Raw genomic sequence first — 16004 nt, 5'->3', positions numbered from 1 at the left:
TTTCTGATTTCTTCTTTGTACTTTTAATGCATATTAAGAAAGATATATGAAAAAGAATTTCAGAAAAATGACAAAAAAAGCCAAAGATTTTTCGGCTCACGTATATAAAATACTATCCGCATCACCTACTAAAGACTTTAATTACAAACAAATAGCTGCGATAATTGAAGTGAATGATACTCAAAGTAGAAACGAAATTATTAAAGAATTAGGTATTTTAAAGAAAGCAGGTAAAATAGAAGAAACCGAACGCGGTAAATACAAAATAATATCAAAAGCAGAATATTACGAAGGAACTGTAGATATGACATCTCGAAAATCGGGATATTTTGTTTGTTCTGAATTAGAAGATGATGTATATATTCCGTTTATTAATTTAAACCACGCTTTAGATGGTGATAAAGTTAAATGTTATATTTACAATAGAAGAAGTAGTAGAAAACCAGAAGCAGAAGTTTTAGAAATTTTAGAAAGAGCAAAAACAGAATTTGTTGGTGTAATTGATATTCAGAAAAATTTTGGTTTTGTAACTACTACAAATGCTAAAATGTACACAGATATTTTTATTCCAAAAAATGAAATAGCAACTGCAGAACACGGTGATGTAGTTTTAGTTTCAATGGTAGATTGGCCAAAAAAAGCCGATTCCCCTTTTGGAAAAGTAATAAAAGTCTTAGGAAAACCTGGAGAACATAATACTGAAATTCACGCCATCTTAGCAGAATATGGTTTACCATACGATTTTCCAATTGAAGTGGAAGCTTATGCGAATCAAATAGATACTTCAATTACAAAAGAAGAAATTGCAAAACGTAGAGATATGCGAAATATTTTAACGTTTACAATTGATCCAAAAGATGCTAAAGATTTTGATGATGCCTTATCATTCCAAGTTTTACCTAATGGAAATTATGAAATTGGGGTTCATATTGCTGATGTATCTCATTATTTACAAGAAGGTACTATTTTAGATGAAGAAGCTTATAATAGAGCTACTTCTGTGTATTTAGTAGACAGAGTGGTTCCAATGTTACCCGAAGTTTTATCAAATTTTGCTTGTTCTTTACGACCAAATGAAGAAAAATATACATTTTCAGCTATTTTTCAATTAAATAATAAAGCGGAAGTGGTGGATTCTTGGTTTGGAAGAACGGTTATTTATTCAGATCAACGATTTGCGTATGAAGAAGCACAAGAAATTATAGAAAGTAAATCAGATATAATTCCAGCTCATATTTCATTGACTGGAAAAGAATACCACGCACCAAAACCAATTGTAGAAGCCACATTAAAAATGGACGAATTAGCAAAAATTCTTCGTAGAAAAAGAATGAATGCTGGTGCAATTTCTTTTGATAAAGTAGAAGTAAAATTCAATTTAAACGAACACGCGGAACCTGTTGGCGTGTATTTCAAACAAAGTAAAGATGCGAATCATTTAATTGAAGAATTTATGTTATTAGCCAATAGAAAAGTGGCTGAATTTATAGGAAAGCAAAAGAAAACGTTTATATATAGAATTCACGATGAACCAAATGAAGATAAATTATTTGGTTTACAAAACGTAATTTCAAAATTCGGATATAATTTAAATTTAAAATCAAAACAAGATATTTCTACTTCTTTAAATAAATTATTAGAAGAAGTTCAAGGAAAAAAAGAACAAAATATGGTCGATACACTTACAATTCGTTGTATGAGTAAAGCCGCTTATTCTACAAATAATATTGGTCATTACGGCTTAGCCTTCGATTATTATTCGCATTTTACTTCGCCAATTCGTCGTTATCCTGATGTGATGGCACACCGTTTGCTACAATTTTATTTAGATGGAGGAAAAAGTGCAAGTGAAGAAGTTTTTGAAGAAAAATGTATACATTCGTCTGATAGAGAAAATTTAGCTGCAAAAGCGGAAAGAGATTCTGTAAAATACATGCAAGTAAAATACATGCAAGACCATAAAGATCAAGAGTTTTTAGGTGTAGTTTCTGGCGTTACCGAATGGGGAATTTATGTAGAAATTATCGAAAATAAATGTGAAGGAATGGTGCGTATTAGAGAAATTAAAGATGATTATTACACATTTGATGACAAACAATATGCTTTAGTAGGTGAAGTTTCTAAAAATATTATACAATTAGGAGACGAAGTGTACGTTAAAGTAAAAAATGCCGATTTAGTAAAAAAACAATTGGATTTTCATTTTGTAAGAGAAAACAAGTAGTTTTTTTAGTGATTAGTTAAGAGTAATTAGTAAAGTGTAAATTAAAATTTTCAACACAAACTTGTCATACTGAACTTGTTTCAGTATCTCATAACCAAAAGATTATGAAAAAAATCATTTATTCCATATTATTTTTAAGCTCATTAGCTTTTGCCCAAACTGAAAAATTGGTTGGTGATTTCAATAAAGTAACCGCTTTTGATAAAATAGATGTACTATTACTTTCAAGTACTGAAAATAAAGTAATTTTAAAAGGTACTAATTCTGAAGAAGTAGAATTAATAAACAATAATGGTGAATTAAAAATTAGAATGCCATTAACAAAAATACTAAGTGGTGATGCTATTTCAGCAACTGTTTATTATAAAAAATTAAATGCTTTAGAAGCTAATGAAGGCAGTAGAATTTCTTGTGAAACAGAAATAAAAGCGATTGGTTTTGATATTATTACCAAAGAAGGTGCAGAAATTGTTTTAAATAATCTTATTTCAGATAAATTAAAAGTTCGTTGTGGCGCAGGAAGCATTGTTACTGTAAAAGGAACGGTAAAAAATCAGGATATTTTAGCAAATTCAGGAGCTAAATATGACGGGCAAGATTGTATTACCCAACAAACTACAGTAACCGTAAATGCTGGTGGAATTGCTAATGTAAAGGCTTTAGATTTAGTGGATGCTAAAACCCGAGCAGGCGGAACAATTACTATTTACGGCAATCCAAAACAAATAAATCAAAAATCGGTTGCTGGCGGTAAAATTATTCAAGCAAATTAAAATTTACGCACAAGTTTTTTTATAACTTTTAAAATTAGTAATTTTACATTTAAGTGCATTAGTTTAATAAACCTTTTAAACTTATAAACTTATAAACTTTTTTAAACTTATTAATGATTCACGATATATTATTAGCCATTCCTTGGGCATTTTTGTTAGCTATTTCTATTGGTCCTGGTTTTTTTATGTTATTAGAAACCAGTATTACAAAAGGATTTAAAGCTGCTTTTACTTTAGATTTAGGAATTGTATTTAGTGATATCATTTTTATATTAATTGCTTATTTTGCTACCAATCAAATTTTATCGCAACTAAAAGATAACCCGGTATTATATATTATTGGCGGAATTATAATGTCTGTTTACGGATTGATTTCTTATATCCAATTAAAGAAAAAATTTAATGAAAAAATGGATGATGATGACGAAGAAGATATCCAAAAAAATAATTATTTAGGATTGTTTTTTAAAGGTGTTTTTTTAAATATTATTAATATTGGTGTCTTAGGTTTTTGGATGATGATTATTATAACTCACGGTCCAAAATTAGAAATGAATCCAGTGCGTATTTTTGTTTTTTTTACTTCAATTTTAGTGTTTTATTTACTAATTGATATTTATAAAATACTATTAGCCAAGCAATTAAAACATAAATTAACTCCAAATAACATTTATAAAATTAAAAGAATTATTAGTATAGTAATATTAATTTTTGGTGTGTTTTTTATCCTACAAGGGCTTTTCCCAAAAAGCAAACAAATCGTAAATAAAAAACTAGGGATAGAGCAAGTTGTGAAGTAATTTTATAAAAAAAAGCTACTTTTTCAAGTAACTCTTTTTGAATTTTCGCCGGATTCGAACTATAACTTTATTTAATTTTTTCTAAAAAATCACAAAAAAAAGAGCTACTTTTTCAAGTAACTCTTTCAGAGGCATCGTCCGGATTCGAACCGGAGTAGACGGTTTTGCAGACCGGTGCCTAGCCGCTCGGCCACGACGCCGTAATTGGATTGCAAATATAGATATAAAAATTTCAATATTCAAATCACAAATTCCAAATATTTCAAAAGATAGTTTTTAAAAACTATCTTTTTTTACTCATAATTATTGTAACTCCTTCAACATCACCTCCAATAGGAGGATTTAATTTAGTTACTTGAACTTCAATTTTTAAAACCGAAAGCAATTCTTTTAAAACCCGATCTATAATTCTTTGCGCCACGTGTTCTAATAGTTTGGCGCGTATTGCCATTTCTTCCACCACAATTCTATTTAAATCTACATAGTCTACTGTGTCATTTAGTTCATCTGTTTGTGCAGATTGTTTTAAATTGGTTTTTACAGTTAAATCTATTCTATAATTACTTCCAATTTTTGCTTCTTCTTCTAAACATCCGTGATATGAAAAGGTTCTAATATTAGTTAATTTTATGATTCCCATAATTAATTTGTTTATTGTTTTTATTTAATTGTTTATTGTTTTAGAAAAGTTGCGTCAACAATAAACTATTAACCATAAACTTTTTTTATCTTTGTCAAAAGTAAAAAAAAACAATGTCTGCAGAAGAAAAATCTTTAAATTTTATAGAACAAATAATAGAAGACGATTTAAAAAACGGTTTATCTTCGGATAAATTACGTTTTCGTTTTCCTCCAGAACCTAACGGATATTTACATATTGGTCACGCCAGTGCTATTTGCCTTAATTTTGGTTTAGGTATCGATTATAAAGCACCTGTTAATTTGCGTTTTGATGATACGAATCCTTCAAAAGAAGAACAAGAGTTTGTGGACGCGATTAAAAAAGATGTAGAATGGCTTGGTTTTAAATGGGATAAAGAATGTTATGCATCGGATTATTTCCAACAATTATATGATTGGGCAGTAGAATTAATTAAAAAAGATAAAGCCTATGTAGATAGTCAGTCTTCTGAAGATATGGCTATTCAAAAAGGAACACCTACTTCACCAGGAACAGATTCGCCTTTTAGAACACGTTCTATAGAAGAAAATTTAGATTTATTTATACGTATGAAAAACGGAGAATTCGAGAAAGGAACTCACGTTTTACGTGCTAAAATAAGTATGAAAGCCAATAACATGTTAATGCGTGACCCTATTATTTATCGTATTATGCATGCTCATCATCATCGTACTGGCAATGATTGGTGTATCTATCCAATGTACGATTGGGCACATGGAGAAAGTGATTATTTAGAACAAATTTCACATTCTTTTTGTACGTTAGAATTTTTACCACATAGAGAATTATATGATTGGTTTTTAAATCAAATTTATGATGAAACCAAAGTACGACCAAAACAAAGAGAATTTGCTCGTAGAAATTTATCACACACTGTAGTTTCTAAACGTAAGTTATTACAATTAGTAGAAGAAAAACACGTTACCGCTTGGGACGACCCTAGAATGAGTACGATTTCTGGTATGAGAAGACGTGGAATAACCGCAACAGCTATTCGGAATTTTGCCAATACAATCGGAATTGCTAAACGTACGAATTTAATTGATGTATCGCTTTTAGATTTCTGTATTCGTGAAGATTTAAATAAAATTGCCCCTCGTGTAATGGCAGTCTTAAACCCAATAAAACTAGTTATTACAAATTATCCAGAAGGAAAAGAAGAATGGTTAACAGCCGAAAACAATCCAGAAGAAGAAGTAATGACTTTTAGAGAAGTACCTTTTTCTAAAGAATTATATATTGAAAGAGAAGATTTTCAAGAAGAAGCACACAAGAAATTTTTCCGTTTAACCTTAGGAACAGAAGTACGTTTAAAAAACGCATACATCATTAAAGGAGAATCTGTTGTAAAAGATGCAGAAGGAAATATTACAGAAATCCATTGTACTTACGACGTAGATTCTAAATCAGGAAGTGGTACAGAAGCGAGTAATAGAAAAGTAAAAGGCGTAATTCATTGGGTTTCTATTCCACACGCGGTTGAAGCTGAAGTAAGGTTATATGACCGTCTTTTTACTCACGAAAATCCTGACGGCAACAAAGAGGTTGATTTTAAAGAATATATTAATCCAGAGTCTTTAAAAGTGATTACAGGGTATGTTGAACCAAGTTTACAAACCGCAAAAGAATTAGATCATTTTCAATTTCAACGCTTAGGGTATTTTTGCGTAGATAAAGATGCTTCAGCTGAAAAATTAGTTTTCAATAAAACCGTTGGATTAAGAGATACTTGGGCAAAAGTTTCAGAACAATAAAAAAAGTAGTTAGATTCTTGTACTAAGAATTAAGACTTAAAACCTATAAGATATTTTTCCTTGTAGGTTTTTTTTTATTCCTTTTTTGTGCTTATTTCATAGTATTAGAAAAAACTATAAAAACAACAATTAGTATAAGTTTAATCTTTAAAAAAAGGCTTTCATAAATATATTTTAAATCAAAAACTTTTTTTGGCAAACTGTTTTTACATTCCAATTACTAAAAATGTCTAAAATAGCTTTATTTTAATTTTAGCCCCAAAAAAACCTGTCAGGATTCTGTTTTTAAAAATTAGACACAAAAAAACCATCAATTGTAAAATTGATGGTTTTGTTTTGTTAATCTGAACTTTTCAGATTCTACTATTTTTTAAGCTTCACTTGTGTCACTTGGATTATAATCTGCGGATGTATGATCAGTTTTTTTCTTTGCTCGTTTCGGCTGATTTTTCATCGTTTCACCAATTTGGTTACTCGCTGTAAAACTTGCTACCATATTATTTAACATATCGCTTCCGGCTTGTGGAGAATTCGGTAATAAAATTAAATTACTATTTGTATCGGCGCCAATAGCTTGTAAGGTATCATAATGTTGAGTAACCACAATTAATGCTGAAGCTTCTTGCGAATTAATCCCAACATTATTTAATACTTCTACACTTTCTACTAAACCTCTTGCAATTTCTCTTCGTTGGTCTGCAATACCTTGTCCTTGTAGTTTTTTACTTTCTGCTTCTGCTTTAGCTTTAGCTACAATTCTGATACGTTGTGCTTCTGATTCAAATTCTGCAGCCGTTTTTTCTCTATCGGCAGCATTAATTCTATTCATCGCATTTTTTACTTGAATATCTGGATCAATATCGGTTACTAACGTATTGATAATATCGTATCCGTAAGTAGTCATAGATTCATTCAATTCACGTTTTACCGCAATAGCAATGTCGTCTTTTCTCAAAAACACATCATCTAAAATTAACTTTGGAACTTCGGCACGAACGACATCAAATACATAAGCTGTAATTTGATCGTGTGGATATTCAAGCTTGTAAAACGCTTCGTACACTTTACTTTGAATTACGTTAAACTGAACCGAAACTTTCATTTTAATAAAAACGTTGTCTTTTGTTTTCGTTTCAATTATAACGTCTAATTGTTGAATTCTAAGATTTACTCTTCCGGCAATTCTATCAATTACAGGAATTTTTAATTGTAAACCAGAACTTCTAATGCTTGTAAATTTTCCAAATCGCTCTATTACAACAGCGGTTTGTTGCTTTACAGTAAAAAAGGAACTTAGTAAGATAAATAATCCTAAAACTAAGATGAAAATGATAATTGGAGACATAAGTGATAATTTAAAGTTATACTAATTATACGTTGCTTTTGCGTAAAAGTTACAAGAAGTATAAATTATCACTTATATCTTAATTTTAATTTTTATAAAGTTGCAATTGCTTTTTCAATTCTACTTATTGTTTCTTCTTTTCCAATTAGTTCAATAATATCAAACAAATGAGGGCCTTTTAAAGCACCTACTAAACTCAATCTTAATGGTTGCATAACTTTACCCATTCCAATTTCATTTGTTGTCATCCAGTCTTTTAACAAGGTTTCTATGTTTAAAGAACTAAAATCTGCTATATTTTGTAGTTGTTCAACAACTAGTTTCATTAATTCTAGCGTTTCTGCTGCCCAGTTTTTAGCTGCTTTTTCATCGTAATATGTTGGCGCAACAAAGAAATAATCGGCTAAACCCCAAAACTCTGTTATAAAATTAGCACGTTCTTTAATAGAGGCAACTACTTTTGTAATATCTAAAGAAGTTGAAATTCCTTTTTCTTCTAGGATTATTTTAAACGCTTTCGCTAAATTTTCGTCCGTTTGTTTTTGTAAGTATTGATGATTGAACCATTTATTTTTTTCTGGATCAAATTTTGCGCCTGATTTATGAATTCGTTTTAAATCGAATTTTTCAATAAGTTCTGCTAAACTGAATATTTCTTGTTCCGTTCCGTCATTCCAACCCAATAAGGCTAAAAAGTTAATTACGGCTTCAGGGAAAAACCCAGCTTCTTTGTAGCCTTTCGAAATTGTCTTGCTGGAAGCATCTCTCCATTCTAAAGGAAATACAGGAAACCCTAATTTATCTCCATCACGTTTGCTTAATTTTCCGTTTCCAATAGGTTTTAAAATTAAAGGTAAATGTGCAAATTCTGGTGCTTCCCAACCAAACGCCCTGTAAAGCATCACGTGTAAAGGCATAGACGGCAACCATTCTTCCCCTCTAATAACGTGTGACGTTTCCATTAAATGATCATCTACAATATTTGCCAAATGATACGTTGGCATTCCGTCCGATTTAAATAAGACTTTATCGTCAAGTAAATTGGTGTCAAAATGTACCTCACCACGAATAATATCTTGTAAATGTAAGGTTTCGTTTACTGGTGTTTTAAAACGAATTACGAAATGTTCTCCATTTGCAATTCGGGTTTTTACTATATCCTCTGAAAAATTCAAAGAAGTATCTAATTTTTCTCTTACAGTATGGTTGTATATAAATGTTTTTCCTTCACTTTCTGCGTTCTTACGAAGTTCGTCTAGTTTTTCAGCAGTATCAAAAGCATAATATGCCCATCCAGATTGAATTAATTCATCCGCATATTGCTTGTAAATTTGTTTTCTATCCGATTGACGGTACGGTCCAAATTTTTCATTTTTTCCAATGGTTTCATCAGGAGAAATTCCTAACCATTCTAAAGCTTCAAAAATATAATCTTCCGCTTCCGCTACAAAACGAGTTTGGTCGGTATCTTCTATTCTAATATAAAATGTTCCGCCGTGTTTTTTGGCAAATAAATAATTAAAAAGCGCGGTTCTTACCCCACCAATATGTAAAGGTCCTGTTGGACTTGGAGCAAATCGAACTCTAACGGGTCTGTTCATCACTATAATTTTTTGACAAAGATACTATTTTAAAATTCCAAAAGTTAAATTCCAAACTCCAAATACTCCAAATACTGCAAAAATTCGAATTTGGAATTTAAAAATTTGGAATTTATTTTATCGTTGATTTTTTTTGTAATTTTATCGGTCATAAACAAATGAGTAACAATTTTGGAAAAGAAAGCCATAATTTACGATAAACTGGAAGGCTTTATCAAAAAGTTTTACACGAATGAGTTAATAAAAGGAATGCTTCTTTTTACAACCATTGGTTTATTATATTTTATTTTTACCTTTCTAATCGAATATTTTCTTTGGTTTGATTCAGTAGGAAGAACCATATTGTTTTGGCTATTTTTGTTGGTAGAAGGGCTGTTGTTGTTTAAATTTATCGTGATACCCGTATCAAAATTATTTAAAATTCAAAAAGGGTTAAACTACGCAGAAGCATCCAAAATTATAGGAACTCATTTTGATGAAGTTCAAGATAAACTTCTTAATTTTTTACAATTATCAAATACCACTGAGCCTTCAGAGTTGGTGCTGGCCTCTATTGAACAAAAAGCAAAAAACTTACAACCTATTCCGTTTTCAAATGCTATAAATTTTAACGGGAACAAAAAATATTTGCCTTTTGCGCTGATTCCGTTGTTGTTTCTTTTATTTTTCTACATTTCTGGAAATTCGGATGTAATTTCTAAAAGTTTTGCAAGAGTGGTTCAATACGATACTAATTTTGAAAAACCCGCTGCGTTTAAGTTTGAAATTATTTCGAACAATTTACACGTGGAACAAAATAAATCTTTTAAATTAGTTGTAAGAACTGTGGGTTCGGTTATTCCTGAAAACGCTTCAATTTTAATTAATAATGAAGAATATTTTTTAGAAAACACATCACCTGGAAATTTTACTTATCAATTTGATAATGTTCAAAAAGACATTATATTTCATTTGAAATCGAATGATATTACTTCTTCAGATTATGTTTTAAACGTGGTGAACGTGCCTACTATTTCTTCTTTTACCATGCAATTAAATTTTCCAAATTATTTAGGTAAAAAACCAGAAATTATTCAAGGTACAGGAAATGCGGTTATTCCTGAAGGAACATGGGTTACTTGGAAAATAAACACATTTGCTACTACTGAAGTGGTTTTTAAAAAAAAATCAAATTCTGATTTATTTAGCAAAAAAAACAATCAATTTTTTCACACAAAACGAATTGTAAACACAACAGATTATCAAATTTCAATTTCTAATTCTCGTTTAAAAAACTACGAAAACCTTCAATATAAACTGACTATATTAAAAGATCAGTTTCCAACTATTTCAGTAACCGAAACTCCAGATAGTTTAAAATTAAAACAAAAAGTAATTATCGGACAAGTGTCTGATGATTATGGTATGTCTAAATTACAAGTCGTGTTTTATGACAAAAACAAACCAAATATACTTTTCAAGAAGGGCTTGGTTTTAAAAAACAAAGTGGTTGACCAATTTGTATATGCTTTTCCTGATGGAATTGATTTACAGCCGGGAATTAATTATGAATATTATTTCGAAGTGTTTGATAATGATGTAGTTAATGGTTTAAAATCATCAAAATCATCCGTTTTTTCTCATTCTGAATTAACAAAAGAGCAAAAAGAGCAAAAATCACTAAAAGAACAGCAATCAAATATCAATAGTTTACAAAAAGCATTAGAAAATCAAGACAAACAATTTGAAGCATTAGACAAACTTAAAAAGCTCGACAAACAAAAAGACAACTTAGATTATAAAGACCAAAAGAAAATTCAAGACTTTATTAATCGTCAAAAACAACAAGACGAAATGATGAAAGAATTTTCTGAAAAAATGAAAGAAAACCTTGAACAATTTAAGCCTGAGCAAAAAGACGAAATGAAACAAGAGCTTCTAAATCGTTTAGAAAAAAATGAGAAACAAGCTGCGAAAAACGAAAAACTTTTAAAGGAACTTGAAGAGTTGGCTAAAAAATTAGAAAAAGAAGAATTGTTTGATAAAGCCGACAAATTAAAACAACAAGCTAAAACACAACAAAAATCTTTAGAACAATTGGTTGAGTTAACCAAAAGATATTATGTTGAACAAAAAGCAGAACAACTGGCTGATAAATTAGATAAATTAGCAAACAAACAAGATAAACTTTCAGATAAAGAAAGCCCTACGAAAGAGGAACAAGAAAAGCTTTCAAAAGAGTTTGATGATTTAAAAAAAGAACTTGACGATTTAGAAAAAGAAAACAATGAATTGAAGTCGCCTATGGATATTCCAAACGATAAAGGCGATCAAAAAAACGTTGACCAAGAACAGCAAAAAGCAGAAGATAATTTAGAAAAGAAAGACCAAAAACAAGCCAAAAAGAATCAAAAATCGGCGGCTCAAAAAATGAAAGAAATGAGCCAAAAAATGTCTGAATCTATGTCGGCTGGCGAAATGGAAGACAATGCTGAAGACGCTAAAGTAATGCGTCAAATTTTAGATAATTTATTGTCTTTTTCATTTGATCAAGAAAAATTAATGAAGCAATTTAAGTTAGTTTCTAATTCAAAATCTAATTTAAGCGTGTTACTAAAAAACCAACAAGATTTAAAAACGCAATTCAAGCATGTTGACGACAGTTTGTTTGCTTTGTCTTTGCGCCAACCCAAGCTTTCTGATTTGGTTTTAAAAGAAGTAGAAGAAATTCATTATAATTTAGATAGGTCTATTGAAAATTTAGTTGCCACTACTCGTGCAAAAGGAATTTCACACCAACAATTCACATTATCTTCCGCTAACAAGTTGGCCGATTTTCTTAGTAATGTCCAAAGCGAAATGAGTATGAGTATGTCTTCTTCTGGAGGTAGTGGAAAACCTAAACCAGGCAAAGGAAAAGGCGACCAATTGTCCGATATTATTTCTAAACAAAAAGGGTTGGGCGACAAAATGAAAGACGGCAAACCAAAACCGGGTGAGGGAAAAAAACCAGGTGAAGGTAAAAAAGGCAGTCAAGAAGGCAAAGGCGGTTCTCAAGGTAATGAGGGAAAAGATGGCGAAGGCGATGCTGGCAAACTATTAGAAATAATTAAAGAACAACAAGAGTTGCGCGAGTCGTTGCAAAACGAACTTAACAAAAATGGAATGGGCGGCAATGGTCAAAATGCCCTAAAACAAATGAAAGAGTTAGAAAAGCAATTAATCAATAAAGGTCTAACGCAAGACAATATTAATCGCGCGCTTCAAATTAATCACGAGTTATTAAAATTAGAATCAGCACTTAAACAACAAGGACAAGACACGAAAAGAGAATCAAATACCAACAAAACAGATTTTCTAGGAAGCAACAAACCCCTTCCTCCTGCCCTTTTAAATTATTTAAAAAGTGTAGAAATATTAAACAGACAAAGCTTACCTTTGCAACCCAATTTCAACACCAAAGTGCAACAATATTTTAAAAAAAATGATTAGTTTTAATTACGAATCTGATTTTATTTTAGACCAAGAAGCGCATTTTGCTTCTTGGATAGAAACCATTATAATTTCTGAAAGCAAAACTGTAGGAGAAATTTCTTATGTTTTTTGTGACGATGAATACTTACACGCTATTAATATGCAGTATTTAAATCACGACACACTTACAGATATTATTAGTTTTGATTACACAGAAGGCGTTATAATTAGTGGCGATATTTTTATTTCTATCGAAAGAGTTAAAGACAACGCCATTGATTTTAAAGTCTCTTTCGAGGAAGAATTAAAACGTGTTTTAGCTCATGGTGTTTTGCATTATTGTGGATACAAAGACAAAACAGATATTGACGCTGCTTTAATGCGCGCTAAAGAAGAAGAGAAAATTAATTTGTTCCACGTGGAACCTTAATATAATAATCAGGTTTTTTTGTTCCACGTGGAACAAAAAGACTTTTAAAATTAACCACGTGTTTCACGTGGAACAAAAGATATGTTTCAAGAAAAATATGATGTAATTGTTGTAGGTGCCGGTCACGCAGGTTGCGAGGCAGCCGCTGCTGCCGCCAACATGGGTTGTAGTACTTTATTGGTTACTATGAATTTGCAAAACATTGCTCAAATGTCGTGTAATCCAGCTATGGGAGGCATTGCAAAGGGTCAAATTGTTCGTGAAATTGATGCTTTAGGTGGTTATTCAGGGATTGTTTCGGATGTAACAGCCATTCAGTTTAAAATGCTGAATCTTTCAAAAGGACCAGCAATGTGGTCGCCTCGTTGTCAATCCGATAGAATGCGTTTTGCTGAAGAATGGAGAATGATGTTAGAAGGTACTCCGAATTTAGATTTTTATCAAGAAATGGTTTCTGGGATTACAACAGAAGGAAATCATATTGTAGGTATTAAAACATCTTTAGGATTAGAGATTAAAGCTAAAACGGTAGTACTTACAAACGGTACTTTTTTAAATGGTTTAATTCATATCGGAGACAAACAATTTGGAGGAGGACGTGCAGGCGAAAGCGCTTCTTTTGGCATTACTGAAGATTTATTAAAATTAGGTTTTGAATCAGGAAGAATGAAAACAGGTACGCCGCCTCGAGTAGATGGTCGTTCTTTAGATTATTCTAAAATGATTGAACAACCTGGAGATGTAAACCCTTCTAAATTTTCGTATTCCGACGTTACAAAACCACTTACAGAACAACGTTCTTGTTTTATGACGTATACTTCAGAAAAAGTTCACGATTTATTACGTGAAGGTTTTGATAGAAGCCCAATGTTTAATGGACGAATTAAATCTATCGGACCAAGATATTGCCCTTCTATTGAAGACAAAATCAACCGTTTTGCTGATAAAGAACGTCATCAATTATTCATCGAACCTGAAGGATGGAAAACCTGCGAAGTATATGTAAACGGTTTTTCTACCTCGCTTCCTGAAGATGTACAATTTAAAGCCTTACGCTCTGTAGAAGGATTTGAAAACGTGAAGTTTTTCCGCCCTGGATATGCAATTGAGTACGATTACTTCCCTCCTACGCAATTGAAGCACACTTTAGAAACAAAATTAATTCATGGGTTATATTTTGCCGGACAGATTAATGGTACAACTGGTTATGAAGAAGCCGCTTCTCAAGGTTTAATGGCTGGAATTAACGCAGCATTACAAGTACAAGAAAAAGAACCTTTAATATTAAAACGTGATGAAGCCTATATTGGTGTTTTAATTGACGATTTAATCACAAAAGGCACAGAAGAACCATATAGAATGTTTACTTCTCGCGCAGAATACAGAACATTATTACGACAAGATAATGCCGATTTACGTTTAACTCCTAAAGGATATGGAATTGGTTTAGCAAAAGAAGATCGCTTAAAAAGAATGGAATATAAATTAGATGCTTCTGATAAATTTGTTACTTTCTTTAAAGAAACAAGTATTAAAGCAGAAGTGGCCAACCCTATTTTAGAAGAAAAAGGATCTAGTTTGATGACGCAAGGCGATAAAATGTTTAAAGTTTTTTCGCGTCCACAAATTGATTTAGATGATATATTAAAGTTTAAAGCTGTAACAGATTATATTTCAGAAAATAATTTAGATCAGGAAGTAATTGAACAAGCCGAAATTCAAGTGAAATACTCTGGCTATATCGAAAAAGAGAAAAATCACGCAGATAAAGTGAATCGTCTTGAAGATGTTCGCATTCCAGACAACTATGATTTTGATAAAATAAAAGCGATTTCTATTGAAGCGCGTCAAAAACTAACAAAAATTAGACCAACAACTATAGCACAAGCATCACGTATTAGTGGTGTTTCGCCAAGTGATATTTCGGTACTACTAATTCATATGGGTCGTTAATTAGCACTCCGTTATTCGTTGTCAATAGTACTGATCACGTACAACTGAACACTGAGCACTATATAAAAGTTCCACGTGAAACAACCTTGTTAAAGCCTATAAATAAAGAGAGAAAATGAATTTTTTAGAAGAAAACCAATTTATAATTGTCAAAGATCATTCGGTTTCAAAAGAAACCTTTTCCTTGTTATATAACAAAGAATACGATATATTAAAAACACACCCTACTCCTTCGTTAGAGGTTTTACCAAAGTATTACGAAAGTGAAGATTATATTTCACACACAGATGGTAAAAGAACGCTGTTTGAAAAAATATACCATTTAGTAAAACGAAATGCAATTAAAGGGAAAGTTTCATTACTTAATAAAGAACAGAACAGTAAAGGTAAGTTGTTAGACATTGGATGTGGAACGGGCGATTTTTTAGTGGAAGCTAAAAATCAAGGTTGGTCGATTTTAGGTTTTGAACCAAATTCTGACGCAAAACAATTGGCTGCTAAAAAAGGCGTTTTGTTTACAGAAGATATTTTTGCTTTACCAGAAAACACATTTGATGTGGTATCTATGTGGCACGTTTTAGAACACGTACCAAATTTAACAGAATATATCACCAATTTAAAACGTATTGTTAAGCCAAACGGAACCATTATTATAGCGGTGCCAAATTATAAATCGTACGATGCTAAATATTACAATCGTTTTTGGGCAGCGTATGATGTACCACGTCATTTATGGCATTTTTCAAAAACCAGTATAAAAAGATTGTTTTCGGATGTGGATATGGAATTGAAAAAAGTAAAACCAATGTGGTTCGATAGTTTTTACGTTTCTTTATTATCTGAAAAATATAAAAATGGAAAAATGAGTTTCGTAAAAGGATTTTTAGTTGGATTACGTTCAAATGTGTCAGGATTGTTCAAAAAGGAGTTTTCTTCTCACATTTACATCATAAAAAACAAATAAATACGATTTAAAGCGTTTTTCTTGT

At 31.1% G+C, this 16004-nt stretch carries 11 protein-coding genes and 1 tRNA gene; 8 read left to right on the top strand and 4 right to left on the bottom strand.

Features of this window, described 5'->3' with window-relative positions; all coding sequences use genetic code 11:
• The first annotated feature begins 46 nt into the window (after positions 1-46).
• The 3 genes from rnr to ACIQZ1_RS07050 all read left to right on the top strand — a co-directional run bounded on the left by rnr (position 47) and on the right by ACIQZ1_RS07050 (position 3797).
• On the top strand, positions 47-2224 hold the full coding sequence (gene rnr / locus ACIQZ1_RS07060; protein ID WP_396160277.1) for a ribonuclease R: 2178 nt from the start codon (positions 47-49) through the stop codon (positions 2222-2224).
• 104 nt (positions 2225-2328) lie between these two features.
• Positions 2329-2997: a head GIN domain-containing protein gene (locus ACIQZ1_RS07055; protein ID WP_396160276.1), complete on the top strand. Its 669-nt coding sequence runs from the start codon at positions 2329-2331 to the stop codon at positions 2995-2997.
• Positions 2998-3110: 113 nt separating this feature from the next.
• Positions 3111-3797 carry a LysE family translocator gene (locus ACIQZ1_RS07050; protein ID WP_396160275.1) on the top strand — a complete coding sequence of 229 codons (687 nt, stop codon included), beginning with the start codon at positions 3111-3113 and terminating at the stop codon, positions 3795-3797.
• 129 nt (positions 3798-3926) lie between these two features.
• Here the strand turns inward: ACIQZ1_RS07050 and ACIQZ1_RS07045 are convergent.
• Both ACIQZ1_RS07045 and folB read right to left on the bottom strand, forming a co-directional pair.
• Positions 3927-3997, bottom strand: a tRNA-Cys gene (locus ACIQZ1_RS07045).
• Positions 3998-4080: 83 nt separating this feature from the next.
• Positions 4081-4437 (bottom strand): dihydroneopterin aldolase, encoded by a 357-nt coding sequence (folB, locus tag ACIQZ1_RS07040; RefSeq protein ID WP_396160274.1) that lies wholly within the window; start codon positions 4435-4437, stop codon positions 4081-4083.
• Between the two features lie 113 nt (positions 4438-4550).
• Between folB and ACIQZ1_RS07035 the strand changes: the two genes are divergently transcribed.
• Positions 4551-6233: a glutamine--tRNA ligase/YqeY domain fusion protein gene (locus ACIQZ1_RS07035; protein ID WP_396160273.1), complete on the top strand. Its 1683-nt coding sequence runs from the start codon at positions 4551-4553 to the stop codon at positions 6231-6233.
• 370 nt (positions 6234-6603) lie between these two features.
• Here ACIQZ1_RS07035 and ACIQZ1_RS07030 read toward each other — a convergent pair whose 3' ends face one another.
• Together ACIQZ1_RS07030 and gltX are read right to left on the bottom strand one after the other, a co-directional pair.
• Positions 6604-7578: an SPFH domain-containing protein gene (locus ACIQZ1_RS07030; RefSeq protein WP_353078130.1), complete on the bottom strand. Its 975-nt coding sequence runs from the start codon at positions 7576-7578 to the stop codon at positions 6604-6606.
• Positions 7579-7670: 92 nt separating this feature from the next.
• Positions 7671-9179: a glutamate--tRNA ligase gene (gene gltX / locus ACIQZ1_RS07025; protein WP_396160272.1), complete on the bottom strand. Its 1509-nt coding sequence runs from the start codon at positions 9177-9179 to the stop codon at positions 7671-7673.
• A gap of 171 nt (positions 9180-9350) precedes the next feature.
• Between gltX and ACIQZ1_RS07020 the strand changes: the two genes are divergently transcribed.
• The 4 genes from ACIQZ1_RS07020 (at position 9351) to ACIQZ1_RS07005 (ending at position 15979) form a co-directional block, all read left to right on the top strand.
• The gene (locus ACIQZ1_RS07020; RefSeq protein ID WP_396160271.1) at positions 9351-12650 is read left to right on the top strand and encodes a hypothetical protein; all 3300 of its coding nucleotides are present in this window, start codon (positions 9351-9353) and stop codon (positions 12648-12650) included.
• Positions 12643-13062, top strand: coding sequence for an rRNA maturation RNase YbeY (gene ybeY / locus ACIQZ1_RS07015; protein ID WP_396160270.1), 420 nt, complete (start codon positions 12643-12645; stop codon positions 13060-13062). The genes ACIQZ1_RS07020 and ybeY overlap by 8 nt, the downstream gene beginning before the upstream one ends.
• 81 nt (positions 13063-13143) lie before the next feature.
• Positions 13144-15015, top strand: coding sequence for a tRNA uridine-5-carboxymethylaminomethyl(34) synthesis enzyme MnmG (gene mnmG / locus ACIQZ1_RS07010; RefSeq protein WP_396160269.1), 1872 nt, complete (start codon positions 13144-13146; stop codon positions 15013-15015).
• A gap of 115 nt (positions 15016-15130) precedes the next feature.
• Positions 15131-15979, top strand: coding sequence for a class I SAM-dependent methyltransferase (locus ACIQZ1_RS07005; RefSeq protein ID WP_396160268.1), 849 nt, complete (start codon positions 15131-15133; stop codon positions 15977-15979).
• The last annotated feature ends 25 nt before the right edge of the window (positions 15980-16004 follow it).

Source organism: Flavobacterium sp. (genome assembly GCF_044341185.1).
Lineage (GTDB): Bacteria > Bacteroidota > Bacteroidia > Flavobacteriales > Flavobacteriaceae > Flavobacterium.
Note: the sequence above shows the minus strand (reverse complement) of the source record. Positions and strands in the feature narration are given on the sequence as shown.

Excerpts from the sequence above, each read along its gene's own strand:
- ACIQZ1_RS07035 (WP_396160273.1), top strand. The coding sequence starts at position 4,551 with ATGTCTGCAGAAGAAAAATCTTTAAATTTTATAGAACAAATAATAGAA.
- ACIQZ1_RS07030 (WP_353078130.1), bottom strand. The coding sequence starts at position 7,578 with ATGTCTCCAATTATCATTTTCATCTTAGTTTTAGGATTATTTATCTTA.
- ybeY (WP_396160270.1), top strand. The coding sequence starts at position 12,643 with ATGATTAGTTTTAATTACGAATCTGATTTTATTTTAGACCAAGAAGCG.
- ACIQZ1_RS07050 (WP_396160275.1), top strand. The coding sequence starts at position 3,111 with ATGATTCACGATATATTATTAGCCATTCCTTGGGCATTTTTGTTAGCT.
- ACIQZ1_RS07005 (WP_396160268.1), top strand. The coding sequence starts at position 15,131 with ATGAATTTTTTAGAAGAAAACCAATTTATAATTGTCAAAGATCATTCG.
- mnmG (WP_396160269.1), top strand. The coding sequence starts at position 13,144 with ATGTTTCAAGAAAAATATGATGTAATTGTTGTAGGTGCCGGTCACGCA.
- folB (WP_396160274.1), bottom strand. The coding sequence starts at position 4,437 with ATGGGAATCATAAAATTAACTAATATTAGAACCTTTTCATATCACGGA.
- rnr (WP_396160277.1), top strand. The coding sequence starts at position 47 with ATGAAAAAGAATTTCAGAAAAATGACAAAAAAAGCCAAAGATTTTTCG.
- ACIQZ1_RS07055 (WP_396160276.1), top strand. The coding sequence starts at position 2,329 with ATGAAAAAAATCATTTATTCCATATTATTTTTAAGCTCATTAGCTTTT.
- gltX (WP_396160272.1), bottom strand. The coding sequence starts at position 9,179 with ATGAACAGACCCGTTAGAGTTCGATTTGCTCCAAGTCCAACAGGACCT.